This window comes from Salmonella sp. 32070601201500089SM (genome assembly GCF_017573605.1).
Classification (GTDB): Bacteria; Pseudomonadota; Gammaproteobacteria; order Enterobacterales; family Enterobacteriaceae; genus Salmonella; species Salmonella enterica.
Genome location: NZ_JAGETK010000012.1, coordinates 73,125 through 89,629, shown reverse-complemented (window position 1 = coordinate 89,629; position 16,505 = coordinate 73,125). Strand labels below are relative to the sequence as shown.

Here is a 16,505-nt window from a genome sequence, read left to right as displayed (position 1 = left end):
TTTGAAGCACTAAGTACGGAGAAGATATGAAACGTGCATTTATTATGGTGCTGGACTCATTCGGCATCGGCGCTACTGAAGACGCGGATCGTTTTGGCGACGTAGGTTCCGACACTCTGGGCCACATCGCAGAAGCTTGCGCCAAAGGCGAAGCTGACAATGGCCGTAAAGGCCCGCTGAATCTGCCTAACCTGACTCGTCTGGGGCTGGTGAAAGCGCATGAAGGCTCTACCGGTAAAATTGCCGCCGGCATGGACGGCAACGCGGACGTTATTGGCGCATACGCATGGGCGCACGAACTGTCCTCCGGCAAAGATACGCCGTCCGGCCACTGGGAAATCGCCGGCGTGCCGGTGCTGTTCGACTGGGGCTATTTCAGCGACCACGAAAACAGCTTCCCGCAGGAACTGCTGGATAAGCTGGTGAAACGCGCCAACCTGCCGGGCTATCTCGGTAACTGCCACTCTTCCGGCACCGTTATTCTGGACCAGCTCGGCGAAGAGCACATGAAAACCGGCAAGCCGATTTTCTACACCTCCGCTGACTCCGTGTTCCAGATTGCCTGCCACGAAGAAACCTTTGGCCTGGATAAACTCTACGAGTTGTGCGAAATCGCCCGTGAAGAGCTGACCGAAGGCGGCTACAACATTGGCCGCGTGATCGCGCGTCCGTTTATCGGCGACAAGGCCGGTAGCTTCCAGCGTACCGGCAACCGTCACGACCTGGCCGTAGAACCGCCAGCGCCGACTGTGCTGCAGAAACTGGTCGATGAAAAACAGGGCCACGTGGTGTCCGTCGGTAAGATTGCCGACATCTACGCCAACTGCGGCATCACTAAGAAAGTGAAAGCGACCGGTCTGGACGCGCTGTTCGACGCGACCCTCAAAGAGATGAAAGAAGCGGGCGATAAAACCATCGTCTTCACTAACTTCGTCGACTTCGACTCTTCCTGGGGCCACCGTCGCGACATCGCGGGCTACGCCGCAGGCCTGGAGCTGTTTGACCGCCGTCTGCCGGAGCTGATGGAGCTGGTGGGGGAAGATGACATTCTAATCCTGACCGCTGACCACGGCTGTGACCCGAGCTGGACCGGTACTGACCATACCCGTGAGCACATTCCGGTGCTGATCTACGGTCCGAAAGTCAAACCGGGCTCTTTAGGTCACCGTGAAACCTTCGCGGATATCGGCCAGACGCTGGCGACCTACTTTGGCACATCGCCGATGGACTACGGTAAAAACATGCTGTGATACCCATTGTCTTTCGCGCTGTAGATGCGTTGACTTCATTCGCTCACCCCGGTCACATAGTTAATCTATGCTCCCGGGGATTCACGAATTCGTCGCCTTCCTGCAACGCGAAATACTTAGGGTATTTCACTGTTTTGACACACGTTTTGTAGGCCTGATAAGGCGTAGCCGCCATCAGGCAATAACAACAAATTTAAAGGGAACTGAAGATGGCAACTCCACATATTAATGCAGAAATGGGTGATTTCGCTGACGTCGTATTGATGCCGGGCGACCCGCTGCGCGCGAAGCACATTGCTGAGACTTTCCTCGAAGATGTTCGCGAAGTGAACAACGTTCGCGGCATGTTAGGTTTCACCGGGACTTACAAAGGCCGTAAGATCTCCGTGATGGGCCACGGTATGGGTATCCCGTCCTGCTCCATCTACACCAAAGAGCTGATCACCGATTTCGGCGTGAAGAAAATCATTCGCGTCGGCTCCTGCGGCGCTGTGCGCATGGACGTCAAACTGCGCGACGTGGTGATCGGTATGGGTGCCTGCACCGACTCCAAAGTGAACCGTATCCGTTTTAAAGATCATGACTTCGCGGCTATCGCTGACTTCGACATGGTGCGTAACGCAGTTGATGCGGCAAAAGCGCTGGGCGTTGACGCGCGCGTAGGCAACCTGTTCTCCGCTGACCTGTTCTACTCTCCGGACGGCGAAATGTTCGACGTGATGGAAAAATACGGCGTACTGGGCGTAGAGATGGAAGCGGCGGGTATCTACGGCGTTGCGGCTGAATTTGGCGCGAAAGCGCTGACCATCTGCACCGTATCTGACCATATCCGTACCCACGAGCAGACCACTGCCGCTGAACGTCAGACGACCTTCAACGACATGATCAAAATCGCGCTGGAATCCGTACTGCTGGGCGACCAGGAGTAAGCAGCAAATCGACCCGGACGAGGTGCGTCAAGGCCTGGTCCGGGTAATGCCAGCGCTATATCCACTCTCTTCTGATAATCTATTCATCTTTCCTCTCGCTCTTTCTTTGTTTGTATTGACAATCAAAGGGCTGTGTCCTTAAATCCATTCAAGTATCTATTCATTAATCTATTCATCTATGAGCGCATTAACCGATTTGCTCTTACAGGGGCCGAGTTCCGCCGCTGAATTAAGATCATCGCTGGCCGTTAGTCAGGCGACGTTCTCTCGTCTGGTTTCCGCGCATCAGGACGTCATCCAGTTTGGTAAAGCTCGTGCTACGCGCTACGCGCTTGTTCGGCCTGTTCGCGGCGTCGCGGCCTTTCCCCTCTGGCAGGTCAATGCACAAGGACAGGCCGCTAAGTTTGGCGTTCTTTATCCGTGTTGGCCTCAGGGGAGTTGCCTGGTTGCGCTTGATACAGGTGAATGGCAATGGTTTGACAGCCTGCCATGGTATCTGACCGATCTTAGGCCACAGGGATTCCTTGGGCGAGCTTGGGGAAGGGCCGTGGCTGGGTATGCGCATCTGCCTGATGACATCCGGTTGTGGCAAGAGGATGAAGTCCTGTATGCGCTGCGGGCGTATCAGGGTGAAAATGCGGGCGGCTGGATCGTGGGTGAGGAGAATTACCAGCGTTGGGTGACCGCGCCGGATGCGACGGCGATTACGCAGTCCGAAAAACTCAATCGCTATCAGCAGCTGGCGGAAGACGCGCTCGCAGGTGAGGTCATTGGCTCTTCAGCTGGTGGTGAGCAGCCTAAATTTGCCTGTTTTGCAGAAGCAAGATGGGGCAATCAGAACGTACTGGTGAAATTCAGTGCGCGTGAAAGGAACGCCGTTTCTGAACGCTGGAGCGACCTCTTGATTGCCGAGTCCATCGCATTAGCCGTGCTTTCTGCCGCCAGCATCAACGCCAGCTTAGCCACGGCTATTTGCAGCGAGGGAGGACAGGTCTTTCTGGAAAGCATTCGCTTCGACTGCACCGGGATACGTGGTCGTCGGCAAATTGTTTCCCTGGAGGCGTTGCAAGGCGAGTATGCATCTTCGCCAGGCATCTGGCCGGTGGTCACGCATCGGCTTGCCGGGCAGGGCATTATAGATGCTGTTGCCCATCAGCAAATTGAGAAAATTTGGGCGTTTGGTCGGCTTATCGCCAACAGCGATATGCATGCGGGTAACCTCTCGTTTTATTACTCCGATGCCCCGATGGCGCTCGCGCCTGTCTATGATATGTTGCCGATGGCTTACGCTCCGGCGGCATCGGGCATGTTGCGCTACGCGCCTGTCGACATTCGTGTGGAGGCCACAATCGACAAGAAAGCGTGGGAATTTGCCTTGCCGTTGGCCGAGCGCTTTTGGGTGCTGGTCGCTGATGATAAACGCATCAGCGCGGGCTTTCAGGAGATTGCCCGCGCGATGGTGGGAAAATTGAAGTTAGCCGCGCAGACCATCGGGCGGCTGGCGTAGACGCTTAGCGTACAGCTTGAGCCATCCACGCAGCCAGTTCCCGCAGCTCACCTTTCTGAGCCGGGAATTCAGCAATTAAAGATTCGCAGGCCTGCTCCAACACATCCACTCGATACTGGCACCCTTGCAGCCGCTCGGCCAGCGCTTCCAGCGGTGCCGGGTTCAGGCTATCGGTAAACACCTGTGCGCGGGTAATCACACCTTTCTCGACGTCAAAATGCAGCTCGACGCCGCCCCAGGTGAAACGCTCGTCCAGCAGATGGCTGAACGCCGGTGCCTGGCCGAAATTCCACTCCCAACTGCTCTGGCGCGCAAAGGTTTCGGCAAAATTCGGTAGATCCGGCGTTTTATCCGGTGAGATCACTTCCGCGTCGACGCGTTCGCCGTAATGGGCGAAAAAGGCTTCCGTCACCGCCTGGCAGACCTGTTCATGGGTGATACCCGGTAATAGCTCGGTAAGATTAGCCACGCGGGAGCGAACGGAGGTGATTCCTTTCGCCGCAAGCTTCTTTTTATCCGGATTCAGATAGTTCGCCAGACGGCTGAGGTCGGCGTTCAACAGCAGCGTGCCGTGATGGAAGCCGCGATCTTTGGTTTCGCGATAGGCTGAACCGGAGACTTTGCGATCGCCGTCCGGCGTTTTTACGACCAGATCGTTGCGTCCCGAAGCATCGGCCATGACCCCCAGCGAATTCAGCGCCGCGAGCACAATATGGGTGGAGATGGTTTTATCGTATTCCGGTTTACCGGCCATAAAGGTAAAACAGGTATTACCGAGGTCATGGAATACCGCGCCGCCGCCGCTGCTACGGCGGGCCAGACGGACATTATCTTCTTCCATACGCCGCGTATTACACTCTTTCCACGGGTTTTGCGCGCGTCCAATGACCACCGTATCCGCGTTGCGCCACAGGAACAGCACGCGCTGGGTGGCGGGCATCTGGCGGAAAATGCACTCCTCGACCGCCAGGTTAAACCAGGGATCGTAAGAGTCAGAAATAAGCAGGCGTAATGTTGTCATGGTGGTTTTCCTTACCTTTATTAAGCCGTCATTTTACTCTTTTTCCTCACGCTCTTCCTCTTCCGGAACAGGCTTGCTGGCCGTTAACAGGAAGGGCGACTGCTGCCAGCGGGTGCGTTTACCTTGTAGCAAGGTACGCGTCAGCACCACGCCTATCGCCAGCGAGAGTAGCAGCATCAGGCGTAGAATGTTGGTGGTGTTATCGACCTGCTTTGCTTCGGTGGCCAGCGTGTGGGTATCCAGCGTTAGACGCAGGTAGCCCAATGGGCCGTTTTTCCCCTGGATAGGCTCGACAATTTGTTGGTTAAAATAGCTGCCCGCTTTTTTGCCATCCAGCGCCAGCCTGTCGCGCACATTGACGCTTTCGCCAGCGCGAGTAATAAGATCGCCCTGTTCATCATAGACGCCGGCATCCAGAATACGGCTCTCTTGCGTGAGCTGACGCAGCACGGCGTTGATGCGATTTTCATCCGGTGTTTCGCTGCGCATCAGCGGGGCGATGTTGAGCGTCACCTGGCGCGCCAGCGTGCGGGCCAGCTCTTCCAGCTGCGGGTTGCGCTGTCGCTGGTGGTTTTGACTAAACCAGGACGCGCCCTGCATAAGCGCGACGAGCAGTGTGAGACAGAACAATACAATGACTGCACGATGCAGCCGAAATTTCAGTTTTGCGCGAGCCATATTCCACCTGCTGAAAATTTGAGGCTTAATGTTGCCAGAAGCGATGGTTACAAGGTAGCCTCATGCGTTATTTTCCGCGGGGCGGTTACCGGCCTGAACGATTTACAGGAGCTTTAATGCCTAACATTACCTGGTGCGATCTGCCTGAAGATGTCTCTTTATGGCCTGGTTTGCCTCTTTCTTTAAGCGGCGACGAGGTGATGCCTCTGGATTACCATGCAGGCCGCAGCGGTTGGCTGCTGTATGGGCGCGGGCTGGATAAGCAGCGTTTAACTCAATATCAGACCAAACTGGGCGCCGCAATGGTGATTGTCGCCGCCTGGTGCGTGGAGGATTATCAGGTCATTCGTCTGGCGGGGTCGCTGACGCCGCGTGCGACGCGGCTGGCGCATGAGGCGCAGTTGGATGTCGCGCCGCTGGGTAAAATTCCGCATCTGCGCACGCCGGGGCTGCTGGTGATGGATATGGATTCCACGGCGATCCAAATTGAGTGCATTGATGAAATCGCGAAGCTGGCCGGTACCGGTGAGAAGGTGGCTGAAGTGACGGAGCGCGCGATGCGCGGCGAGCTTGATTTTACCGCCAGCCTGCGCAGCCGCGTGGCGACGCTGAAAGGCGCGGATGCCGATATTTTGCGTCAGGTGCGCGGGAATCTGCCGCTAATGCCAGGATTAACGCAGTTGGTGCTAAAACTGGAAGCGCTTGGCTGGAAAATCGCTATCGCCTCCGGCGGCTTCACTTTCTTCGCCGACTATCTGCGTGACCAGCTACGCCTGACGGCGGCGGTCGCCAATGAGCTGGAGATCATGGACGGTAAATTTACCGGTCACGTTATCGGCGATATTGTGGATGCTGAGTATAAAGCCAATACCTTGCTTCGTCTGGCGCAAGAGCATGACATCCCGCTGGCGCAGACGGTGGCGATTGGCGACGGCGCTAACGATCTGCCAATGATCAAATCGGCAGGGTTAGGTATTGCCTTCCATGCCAAGCCAAAAGTAAACGAAAAGACGGAGATTACGATCCGCCACGCTGACCTGATGGGCGTGTTTTGCATTCTCTCCGGCAGCATGAACCAGAAATGATTAACCTGCCCAATGGCAAGGCGACCGTAGGCCGGATAAGCATCAGCGCCATCCGGCAACAGCGTTAACGAAAGAGGTAAAACGTGGCAAAAGCTCCAAAACGCGCCTTTGTTTGTAATGAATGTGGTGCCGATTACCCACGCTGGCAGGGGCAGTGCAGCGCCTGCCAGGCCTGGAACACCATTACTGAGGTGCGCCTTGCCGCGTCGCCGACGGTGGCGCGTAACGAACGTCTGAGCGGATACGCCGGCAGTGCGGGCGTATCAAAAGTGCAGAAACTGTCTGACATCAGTCTTGAGGAACTGCCGCGCTTTTCTACCGGTTTTAAAGAGTTTGACCGTGTGTTGGGCGGCGGGGTGGTACCCGGCAGCGCCATTTTGATTGGCGGTAACCCCGGCGCGGGCAAATCAACGTTGCTGCTGCAAACGCTGTGCAAGCTCGCCGAGCAGATGAAAACGCTGTACGTCACCGGCGAAGAGTCGCTACAGCAGGTGGCGATGCGCGCGCATCGGCTTGGCCTGCCGACGGCGAATCTGAATATGCTGTCGGAAACCAGCATCGAACAAATTTGCCTGATTGCCGAAGAAGAACAGCCGAAACTGATGGTGATCGACTCCATACAGGTGATGCATATGGCGGACATCCAGTCGTCGCCGGGCAGTGTCGCCCAGGTCCGCGAAACGGCAGCCTACCTGACGCGCTTCGCCAAAACGCGCGGCGTGGCGATCGTGATGGTCGGCCACGTCACCAAAGACGGGTCGCTGGCCGGGCCGAAAGTGCTGGAACACTGTATCGATTGCTCAGTATTGCTCGACGGCGACGCCGATTCTCGTTTTCGCACGCTGCGCAGCCACAAAAACCGCTTTGGCGCAGTCAATGAGCTGGGCGTCTTCGCCATGACCGAACAGGGGTTGCGCGAAGTGAGCAATCCGTCCGCCATCTTTTTAAGCCGTGGCGATGAGGTCACTTCCGGCAGTTCAGTGATGGTCGTCTGGGAAGGCACGCGACCGTTGCTGGTGGAGATTCAGGCGCTGGTCGATCACTCGATGATGGCGAACCCCAGACGCGTGGCGGTCGGTCTGGAACAAAACCGTCTGGCAATCCTGCTGGCGGTGCTACACCGACACGGCGGTCTGCAAATGTCGGATCAGGACGTCTTCGTTAACGTGGTCGGCGGCGTGAAAGTCACCGAAACCAGCGCGGATCTGGCTTTACTGCTGGCGATGGTCTCCAGCCTGCGTGACAGGCCGTTGCCGCAGGATCTGGTGGTGTTTGGCGAAGTGGGGCTGGCAGGCGAGATTCGTCCGGTGCCGAGCGGGCAGGAGCGTATTTCCGAGGCGGCGAAACACGGCTTTCGTCGGGCGATTGTGCCTGCCGCCAACGTACCGAAAAAGCCGCCGGAAGGAATGCAGGTGTTCGGTGTTAAAAAGCTCGCAGATGCGTTAAGCGTGTTTGACGACTTATAATTCTCTGTATGTAGTGATGTTGTATAATTTGCCGGATGGCGATGCAATGCGTCTTATCCGGCCTACGGATTGATACGGATTGATGTTGTAGGCCTGATAAGCGAAGCGCCGTCAGGCAGTGTTATGCGATTTTTCCAGCAGGAGGCTCTTGTGTCATCGTTCGACTATCTCAAAACCGCGATTAAGCAGCAAGGTTGCACTCTGCAACAGGTGGCTGACGCCAGCGGTATGACCAAGGGGTATCTGAGTCAGTTACTTAACGCCAAAATCAAAAGCCCCAGCGCGCAAAAACTGGAGGCGCTACACCGTTTTCTCGGGCTGGAGTTTCCCCGCCGACAGAAAAACATTGGCGTGGTGTTCGGTAAATTTTATCCATTGCATACCGGACACATCTACTTGATCCAGCGCGCCTGTAGCCAGGTGGATGAGTTGCATATCATTATGGGATATGACGATACGCGCGACCGCGGGCTGTTTGAGGATAGCGCCATGTCGCAGCAGCCCACCGTGTCGGATCGCCTGCGCTGGTTGCTGCAAACCTTCAAATACCAAAAAAATATTCGCATCCACGCCTTTAATGAAGAGGGGATGGAGCCTTATCCGCATGGCTGGGACGTCTGGAGCAACGGCATTAAAGCGTTTATGGCAGAGAAGGGAATACAGCCGAGCTGGATCTACACTTCCGAAGAGGCTGATGCGCCGCAGTACCTTGAGCATTTAGGGATTGAGACGGTGCTGGTCGATCCTGAACGCACGTTTATGAATATCAGCGGGGCGCAAATCCGCGAAAATCCGTTTCGTTACTGGGAATATATTCCTACCGAAGTGAAGCCGTTTTTCGTGCGTACCGTCGCGATTCTGGGCGGGGAATCAAGCGGCAAGTCTACGCTGGTCAATAAGCTCGCCAATATTTTTAATACCACCAGCGCCTGGGAATATGGCCGCGACTATGTCTTTTCGCATCTGGGCGGCGATGAGATGGCGTTACAGTATTCCGACTACGATAAAATCGCGCTGGGTCATGCGCAATATATTGATTTCGCAGTAAAATATGCGAATAAAGTGGCGTTTATCGATACCGATTTCGTCACCACCCAGGCATTTTGCAAAAAATACGAAGGGCGCGAGCATCCCTTTGTCCAGGCGCTGATCGACGAGTATCGCTTCGACCTGGTGATTTTGCTGGAGAATAATACGCCGTGGGTAGCTGACGGACTGCGAAGCCTGGGCAGTTCAGTGGATCGCAAAGCGTTCCAGAGCCTGTTGGTCGAGATGCTGAAAGAAAACAACATTGAGTTCGTTCACGTTAAAGAGGCTGATTACGATGGCCGCTTTTTGCGCTGTGTGGAACTGGTGAAAGAGATGATGGGCGAGCAGGGATAAGAACCAGTGCCTGATGCGACGCTTACCGCGTCTTATCAGGCCTACAGTTTCACAACGTATTGGAATTGCTGGGTTTGTAGGCCGGGTAAGCGCAAGCGCCACCCGGCATTCAGACATTTATTTGGCAATACGCTTGTACTTGATACGCTTCGGCTCCAGCGCCTCGGCGCCCAGCGTGCGTTTCTTGTACTCTTCGTATTCGGTAAAGTTGCCTTCGAAGAATTCCACCTTACCTTCATCCTGATAATCCAGGATGTGGGTGGCGATACGGTCAAGGAACCAACGGTCGTGCGAGATAACCATCGCGCAACCAGGGAACTCCAGCAGGGCGTTTTCCAGCGCGCGCAGGGTTTCGATATCCAGGTCGTTCGTCGGTTCGTCGAGCAGCAGGACGTTGCCGCCCACCTGCAGCAGTTTCGCCAGGTGCAAACGACCGCGCTCACCGCCGGACAGTTCGCCAACGCGTTTGCCCTGATCGACGCCTTTGAAGTTGAAGCGGCCTACATAGGCGCGGCTTGGCATTTCAGTGTTGCCGATCTTCATGATATCCAGCCCGCCGGACACTTCTTCCCAGACGGTTTTGCTGTTGTCCATCGCGTCGCGGAACTGATCGACCGAGGCCAGCTTGACGGTTTCACCCAGCGTAATGGTGCCGCTATCGGGCTGCTCCTGACCGGACATCATGCGGAACAGGGTCGATTTACCCGCGCCGTTTGGCCCGATGATCCCGACGATAGCGCCTTTCGGCACCGAGAAGCTCAGGTCGTCGATCAGTACGCGGTCGCCGTAGGATTTACGCAGGTTGCTGACTTCAATGACTTTGTCGCCCAGACGCGGTCCTGGTGGAATAAACAGTTCGTTGGTTTCGTTACGTTTCTGATACTCAACGCTGTTCAGTTCTTCAAAGCGAGCCAGACGCGCCTTACCTTTCGACTGACGGCCTTTCGCGCCCTGACGCACCCACTCCAGCTCTTTCTCAATGGATTTACGGCGCGCCGCTTCGGCAGACGCTTCCTGCGCCAGACGCTGATCTTTCTGCTCCAGCCAGGAGGAGTAGTTGCCTTCCCACGGAATACCTTCGCCGCGGTCAAGTTCCAGAATCCAGCCGGCGACGTTATCGAGGAAGTAACGGTCGTGGGTAATCGCCACGACGGTGCCTTCGAAGTCGTGCAGGAAACGTTCCAGCCACGCAACAGATTCGGCATCCAGGTGGTTGGTGGGTTCGTCGAGCAGCAGCATGTCCGGCTTTTCCAGCAACAGACGGCACAGCGCCACGCGGCGGCGCTCGCCGCCGGACAGTTTTTCGACTTTGGCATCCCAGTCCGGCAGACGCAGGGCGTCAGCAGCGCGCTCAAGCTGCACGTTCAGGTTATGACCGTCGTGCGCCTGGATAATCTCTTCAAGCCGGCCCTGCTCTGCAGCCAGCTTGTCGAAGTCGGCATCCGGATCGGCATACAGCGCGTACACTTCATCCAGACGTTTGAGGGCGTTAACCACTTCCGAAACGGCCTCTTCAATCGACTCGCGTACCGTGTGTTCCGGGTTTAGCTGAGGTTCCTGCGGCAGGTAGCCAATCTTAATGCCGGGCTGCGGGCGCGCTTCGCCCTCGATATCTTTATCGAGACCCGCCATGATGCGCAGCAGGGTAGACTTACCGGCGCCGTTAAGGCCCAGCACGCCGATTTTGGCGCCAGGGAAGAAGCTCAGCGAGATGTTTTTCAGAATATGACGTTTCGGCGGAACCACTTTGCCGACACGATGCATGGTATAAACGAATTGAGCCACGTTGGACTTCGCCTCTATGTTTATCGTGATGGTGAATAGATGTCAAAGGCGAAGTGTAGCCTTTTTCCCTGCCTAAGCCCAGCCAGCAGATCGCACTCGCAATAAAAGTAAAAAAGTGTCCGTAACGTGGCGCAAATGGCTATGACTGGTTAGCATAAATTCATTACGCGGCATGATGCTGCATTGGATAACAATTGAGGAAGTGCTTGTGGATAGAGCCAAACCATTTGTCTGGCGTCTCGTCGCCGCCAGCGTATGCCTGCTGACCTTTTGTCACCTCGCGCGGGCCGACTCACTGGAAGAGCAGCGTAACCGCTATGCGCAGATTAAGCAGGCCTGGGACAACCGCCAGATGGATGTGGTAGAGCAGATGATGCCGGTTCTGAAAGATTATCCGCTCTACCCGTATCTGGAATACCGTAAGATCACCGACGATTTGATGAACCAACCGGCGATTGCTGTCACGCAGTTTGTGCGCGCCAATCCTACGCTTCCGCCTGCGCGTACGCTGCAATCACGCTTCGTCAATGAGCTGGCGCGTCGTGAAGACTGGCGCGGCTTGCTGGCATTTAGCCCGGAGAAACCCGGCACCACGGAAGCGCAATGTAACTATTACTACGCGAAATGGAGTACCGGGCAAACGGAAGCGGCCTGGCAGGGCGCGAAAGACCTTTGGCTGACCGGCAAAAGTCAGCCGAATGCCTGCGATAAACTTTTCAGCGTCTGGCGGGCCTCCGGCAAGCAAGACCCGCTGGCGTATCTGGAACGTATTCGGCTGGCGATGAAAGCCGGGAATACGGGGTTGGTTACGGTGCTGGCCGGACAGATGCCGGCGGAATATCAAACGATCGCCTCAGCGATCATTACCCTGGCTAATGACCCTAATAACGTGTTGACCTTCGCACGCACCACCGGCGCCACCGATTTTACCCGCCAGATGGCGGAAGTCGCGTTTGCCAGCGTCGCCCGCCAGGACGCGGAAAATGCGCGTCTGATGATCCCCTCGCTGGTACAGGCGCAGAAACTTAATGAGGAACAAACGCAGGCGCTGCGCGATATCGTTGCCTGGCGACTGATGGGCAACGATGTGACCGATGCGCAAGCGAAATGGCGCGATGACGCGATTATGCGCTCGCAATCGACGTCGCTTATCGAGCGGCGCGTGCGTATGGCGCTGGGGATGGGCGATCGTCGCGGTCTCAATACCTGGCTTGCCCGACTGCCAATGGAGGCGAAAGAGAAAGACGAGTGGCGTTACTGGCAGGCGGATTTATTGCTGGAGCGCGGTCGTGACGCCGAAGCGAAAGAGATCCTTCATGCTTTAATGCAGAAGCGCGGTTTTTATCCGATGGTCGCGGCGCAGCGTTTAGGCGAAGAGTACACGCTTAAAATCGATAAAGCGCCCGCCAACGTAAACAGCGCGTTGACGCAGGGGCCGGAGATGGCGCGTGTACGGGAGCTGATGTACTGGAACCTGGATAACACGGCGCGCAGCGAATGGGCGAATCTGGTAAAAAGCCGTAGTAAATCTGAACAGGCGCAGCTGGCGCGCTATGCGTTTAACCAGCACTGGTGGGATCTGAGCGTACAGGCGACGATCGCCGGAAAACTGTGGGATCATCTGGAGGAGCGTTTCCCGCTGGCGTATAACGATCTTTTTACCCGCTATACCCGCGGAAAAGATATCTCACAAAGCTATGCCATGGCGATTGCCCGCCAGGAGAGCGCCTGGAACCCGAAAGTAAAATCGCCGGTAGGGGCCAGCGGCTTAATGCAGATTATGCCGGGAACGGCCACCCATACGGTGAAAATGTTTTCGATTCCGGACTACCGCGGCCCCGGCCAACTGCTGGAGCCGGAGACCAACATCAACATTGGCACCAGCTATTTGCAGTATGTCTATCAGCAGTTTGGTAATAACCGTATTTTCGCCTCGGCGGCGTATAACGCCGGGCCGGGGCGCGTGCGCACCTGGCTTGGCAATAGCGCCGGGCGTATCGATGCCGTAGCGTTTGTCGAAAGTATTCCCTTTTCGGAAACGCGCGGCTACGTGAAAAACGTTCTGGCCTATGACGCTTACTATCGCCACTTTATGGGGCAGAAAGAGGCCTTAATGAGCGACTCTGAGTGGCAGCGACGGTATTAATGCAGACGGGTTATGTTATCATTTGTACTCGTGTAACAGTACAAACGGCGGTATAACATGACCCAGCATTCCCCTTATTCATCGGCTATCGCCGAACAACGTAATCAGGAGTGGCTTCGTTTTGTGGAGTTACTCCGTCAGGCATATGCAGAGGATCTGCATCTGCCTTTATTACAACTGATGCTTACGCCGGACGAGCGTGAAGCGCTAGGAACGCGCGTGCGCATTATTGAGGAGTTGCTGCGTGGCGAAATGAGCCAGCGCGAGTTGAAAACCGAGCTGGGGGCGGGCATCGCCACCATCACGCGCGGGTCAAACAGCCTGAAATCCGCGCCGGTTGAACTGCGTCATTGGCTTGAGAACGTACTGCTGAAAAACGCCTGATTTGCTCGTAGGCCGGATAAGGCGAAGCGGCCATCCGGCAATATCGCCACGAAATGCCTGATGGCGCTGTGCTTATCAGGCCTACAACATAGCGCAAATAATTATCGATACACCGCGTTATGAAACGGGCTTAACGCCAGAATCACCGCCTGGTAGTAAACGCTGGAGCGCGTTAATTTTCCGGCGGTAAATACGCCAATGGCGCCCTCTTTGCGACCAATCTCGTCAATACCGGTATAGTGGGACATCACCGGGCCAAGCGCTTCTCCCTGGCGGACTCTGTCGAGAATGACGGCGGGCAGCGGCAGCGTGGCCGATCGCGCTTCACCGCGCTGAACGCCGTTATCAATCACCACCCAACTGAAGGTGGCATCATCGTCAATTCCGGCTTCAATGGCTACCCAGAAATCAGCTTGTGGATGCAGGCGTCGCGCATTATCCACGCGATTTCGTGCGCCAGCACGCGTTTCCTCGCTTCCGAAGGGCTGCTCCGGTACGCCGCTCTCGACGGCGACGGGCGTAATATGGCACGATCCTTCGCCGAAAATCTCTTCAAATGCCTGTAGAATTGCCTGAATTTTGGCAGGATTGGTGGTCGCAGAGATAACCTGGTGCATAATTAAGCTCAGTTTTAAAAATTTATCGCAGTATAACGGAAAAAAAACATGTTACAGGTATACCTTGTTCGCCACGGTGAAACGCAGTGGAACGCCGAGCGACGTATTCAGGGCCAATCGGACAGTCCCCTGACAGCAAAAGGCGAGCAGCAGGCCATGCAGGTAGGAGAACGCGCCCGCAGCCTCGGCATCACCCATATCATCAGCAGCGATTTAGGCCGCACAAAACGCACGGCGGAGATTATCGCCCAGGCGTGCGGGTGTGATATCACCTTTGACTCCCGCCTGCGCGAGCTGGATATGGGCGTGCTGGAAAAGCGCCAGATCGATTCGCTGACGGAAGAAGAAGAGGGCTGGCGCCGTCAGCTGGTCAACGGCACGCAGGATGGCCGCATTCCCGGTGGGGAATCGATGCAGGAGTTGAGCGATCGCGTTCATGCCGCGCTGGCGTCCTGTCTGGAGCTACCGCAGGGCAGCCGACCTTTATTGGTCAGTCACGGTATCGCGTTGGGCTGTCTGGTCAGTACTATACTGGGACTACCCGCCTGGGCGGAACGCCGGTTACGTTTGCGCAACTGCTCTATTTCCCGCATCGATTACCAGGAAAGCCAGTGGCTGGCGTCTGGGTGGGTGGTAGAAACCGCAGGGGACGTTTCGCATCTGGACGCCCCTGCATTGGATGAGCTACAGCGTTAACGACGAATCGGGATCAGAAATTCGCAGCGCAGGTTGATAGGGCGATCGCCGGTTTTGGTATCTTCTGACGGGTAGTATCGCTCTATATCCTGCCCTTTACGACGGGTCAGATTCAGCATTGGCATACAGGTGCCGTAAACGGTCAGGATAAAATCCTGCACGCCGGTTCCTAACCCTTCATAGGTGAACATGACGTATTCACCGCCCTGCAACAGCACGGGATGCGCCGACTGAACATAGCCATCGGCCTGCTCTTGCGGCAGTGCGGTGGTATAGAATACTTCCTGCTCATCGTCTTTCTCCATGCTGGGGCGCGTTTCATTAAGCCCATAAAGCACTGGCGGAATAGTTGGCGAATGACCGAGGAAATCATGCCAGAATTGCACGCGCATTTCGTGGCGGAAGTCGGAAATCTGTTCCAGCGAGCAGGAATAGCTCTGCGTGACGCCAAGGAGCGGCGTATCTTCCAGCGTAACGAACTGATGTTCCGGCACGGTAAACTCGCCCAGCCGTAATGGCGGGCGAATGCCAAAGGCGCTCCATTCCGAGGAGCGACGATACAGCGCTGGCGTCTGGGAAAACTGTTTCTTAAAGGCGCGCGTAAAGGTTTGCTGAGAATCGAAGCGGTACTGAAGAGCAATATCCAGAATTGGACGCGCGGTCAAACGCAGCGCTACTGCTGATTTCGATAAACGACGGGCGCGGATGTAAGCGCCAATGGCGTGGCCCGTCACGTCCTTAAACATTCTCTGCAGGTGCCACTTGGAATAGCCTGCTTTTGCCGCCACATTGTCAAGTGACAGCGGCTGATCCAGATGACCTTCCAGCCAGATTAACAGGTCGCGAATTATGCCAGCCTGATCCATAAAATATCCCCATCCTTTCAACAACGAGCACCCGATATCAGGTAAGAGGATAATAGCATTTTTTGTTCTTTTAGCATTCAGTGTTTTTTTTGAGCTTAAATGCTTTTTTTAGGCAACGTGACAGGTAATTATTCTAATCCTGTGATCTATAACCATTTTATTTTAGAATGTCTAATAATTACGCAACGTAACTTTTATGAATGGTAACAATATGAAATACAAGAGCTTAGTACTTTTCTCAATTTTGTTGCTGCTGGGGCAGAGCGCCCGCGCGGAACAAATTGGTTCAGTCGATACGGTATTTAAAATGTTCGGTCCTGACCATAAAATCGTGGTGGAAGCTTTTGACGATCCTGATGTCAAAAACGTGACGTGCTATGTTAGCCGGGCGAAAACGGGCGGCATAAAAGGCGGATTGGGGCTGGCGGAAGATACGTCTGACGCCGCTATCTCTTGCCAGCAGGTCGGGCCTATTGAACTGAGCGACAAAATTAAGAACGGCAAGGCGCAGGGAGAGGTGGTGTTCAAAAAACGCACCTCATTGATATTTAAGTCATTGCAGGTCGTGCGTTTCTATGATGAGAAACGCAACACGCTGGCGTATCTGGCCTACTCCGACAAAGTAGTCGACGGGTCGCCGAAGAACGCCATCAGCGCGGTGCCGGTCATGCCGTGGCGACAATAACAGGGAA

15 protein-coding genes are annotated in these 16,505 nt (G+C 55.5%); 10 read left to right on the top strand and 5 right to left on the bottom strand.

The genetic code is table 11. The annotated features are described in order from the left end of the window. The first annotated feature begins 26 nt into the window (after nucleotides 1-26). The 3 genes from deoB (at nucleotide 27) to yjjJ (ending at nucleotide 3,686) form a co-directional block, all read left to right on the top strand. On the top strand, nucleotides 27-1,250 hold the full coding sequence (deoB, locus tag J4728_RS18040; protein WP_208212170.1) for a phosphopentomutase: 1,224 nt from the start codon (nucleotides 27-29) through the stop codon (nucleotides 1,248-1,250). 209 nt (nucleotides 1,251-1,459) lie between these two features. Beyond that, nucleotides 1,460-2,179: a purine-nucleoside phosphorylase gene (deoD, locus tag J4728_RS18035; protein ID WP_000224865.1), complete on the top strand. Its 720-nt coding sequence runs from the start codon at nucleotides 1,460-1,462 to the stop codon at nucleotides 2,177-2,179. 178 nt (nucleotides 2,180-2,357) lie between these two features. Beyond that, nucleotides 2,358-3,686, top strand: a complete 1,329-nt coding sequence (yjjJ, locus tag J4728_RS18030; RefSeq protein WP_208212167.1) for a type II toxin-antitoxin system HipA family toxin YjjJ — start codon at nucleotides 2,358-2,360, stop codon at nucleotides 3,684-3,686. 4 nt (nucleotides 3,687-3,690) lie between these two features. Here the strand turns inward: yjjJ and lplA are convergent, their stop codons facing one another. Then, nucleotides 3,691-4,707 (bottom strand): lipoate--protein ligase LplA, encoded by a 1,017-nt coding sequence (lplA, locus tag J4728_RS18025; RefSeq protein WP_154023194.1) that lies wholly within the window; start codon nucleotides 4,705-4,707, stop codon nucleotides 3,691-3,693. Nucleotides 4,708-4,740: 33 nt separating this feature from the next. Next, nucleotides 4,741-5,385: a YtjB family periplasmic protein gene (locus J4728_RS18020; protein WP_000090067.1), complete on the bottom strand. Its 645-nt coding sequence runs from the start codon at nucleotides 5,383-5,385 to the stop codon at nucleotides 4,741-4,743. A gap of 116 nt (nucleotides 5,386-5,501) precedes the next feature. Here J4728_RS18020 and serB point away from each other — a divergent pair, with 116 nt between their 5' ends. The 3 genes from serB to nadR all read left to right on the top strand — a co-directional run bounded on the left by serB (nucleotide 5,502) and on the right by nadR (nucleotide 9,319). Continuing rightward, nucleotides 5,502-6,470, top strand: coding sequence for a phosphoserine phosphatase (serB, locus tag J4728_RS18015; RefSeq protein WP_001132984.1), 969 nt, complete (start codon nucleotides 5,502-5,504; stop codon nucleotides 6,468-6,470). An 83-nt stretch (nucleotides 6,471-6,553) separates the two neighbouring features. Then, complete coding sequence (gene radA, locus J4728_RS18010; protein ID WP_001029720.1) at nucleotides 6,554-7,936, top strand: DNA repair protein RadA; 1,383 nt, start codon at nucleotides 6,554-6,556, stop codon at nucleotides 7,934-7,936. Between the two features lie 150 nt (nucleotides 7,937-8,086). Further along, nucleotides 8,087-9,319 carry a multifunctional transcriptional regulator/nicotinamide-nucleotide adenylyltransferase/ribosylnicotinamide kinase NadR gene (gene nadR, locus J4728_RS18005; protein ID WP_001519486.1) on the top strand — a complete coding sequence of 411 codons (1,233 nt, stop codon included), beginning with the start codon at nucleotides 8,087-8,089 and terminating at the stop codon, nucleotides 9,317-9,319. A gap of 117 nt (nucleotides 9,320-9,436) precedes the next feature. On the opposite strand, the gene ettA is transcribed toward nadR, so the two are convergent. Then, entirely contained in the window at nucleotides 9,437-11,104 is a 1,668-nt protein-coding gene (gene ettA / locus J4728_RS18000; RefSeq protein WP_000046770.1) for an energy-dependent translational throttle protein EttA, read from the bottom strand. Between the two features lie 208 nt (nucleotides 11,105-11,312). On the opposite strand from ettA, the gene sltY reads away from it, so the two are divergent. Together sltY and trpR are read left to right on the top strand one after the other, a co-directional pair. Then, on the top strand, nucleotides 11,313-13,250 hold the full coding sequence (gene sltY, locus J4728_RS17995) for a murein transglycosylase (protein ID WP_208212165.1): 1,938 nt from the start codon (nucleotides 11,313-11,315) through the stop codon (nucleotides 13,248-13,250). A gap of 57 nt (nucleotides 13,251-13,307) precedes the next feature. Then, entirely contained in the window at nucleotides 13,308-13,634 is a 327-nt protein-coding gene (gene trpR / locus J4728_RS17990; RefSeq protein ID WP_000192003.1) for a trp operon repressor, read from the top strand. Nucleotides 13,635-13,735: 101 nt separating this feature from the next. Here trpR and yjjX read toward each other — a convergent pair whose 3' ends face one another. Continuing rightward, entirely contained in the window at nucleotides 13,736-14,251 is a 516-nt protein-coding gene (gene yjjX, locus J4728_RS17985; RefSeq protein ID WP_000554310.1) for an inosine/xanthosine triphosphatase, read from the bottom strand. 48 nt (nucleotides 14,252-14,299) lie between these two features. Here yjjX and gpmB point away from each other — a divergent pair, with 48 nt between their 5' ends. Next, the gene (gene gpmB / locus J4728_RS17980) at nucleotides 14,300-14,947 is read left to right on the top strand and encodes a 2,3-diphosphoglycerate-dependent phosphoglycerate mutase GpmB (RefSeq protein WP_000942363.1); all 648 of its coding nucleotides are present in this window, start codon (nucleotides 14,300-14,302) and stop codon (nucleotides 14,945-14,947) included. Here the strand turns inward: gpmB and robA are convergent. Further along, nucleotides 14,944-15,813, bottom strand: coding sequence for an MDR efflux pump AcrAB transcriptional activator RobA (gene robA, locus J4728_RS17975; RefSeq protein ID WP_000371685.1), 870 nt, complete (start codon nucleotides 15,811-15,813; stop codon nucleotides 14,944-14,946). The genes gpmB and robA overlap by 4 nt on opposite strands. Nucleotides 15,814-16,024: 211 nt before the next feature. Between robA and creA the strand changes: the two genes are divergently transcribed. Then, a complete protein-coding gene (creA, locus tag J4728_RS17970; protein WP_000875811.1) occupies nucleotides 16,025-16,498 on the top strand; it encodes a protein CreA in 474 nt (157 codons plus the stop codon). The last annotated feature ends 7 nt before the right edge of the window (nucleotides 16,499-16,505 follow it).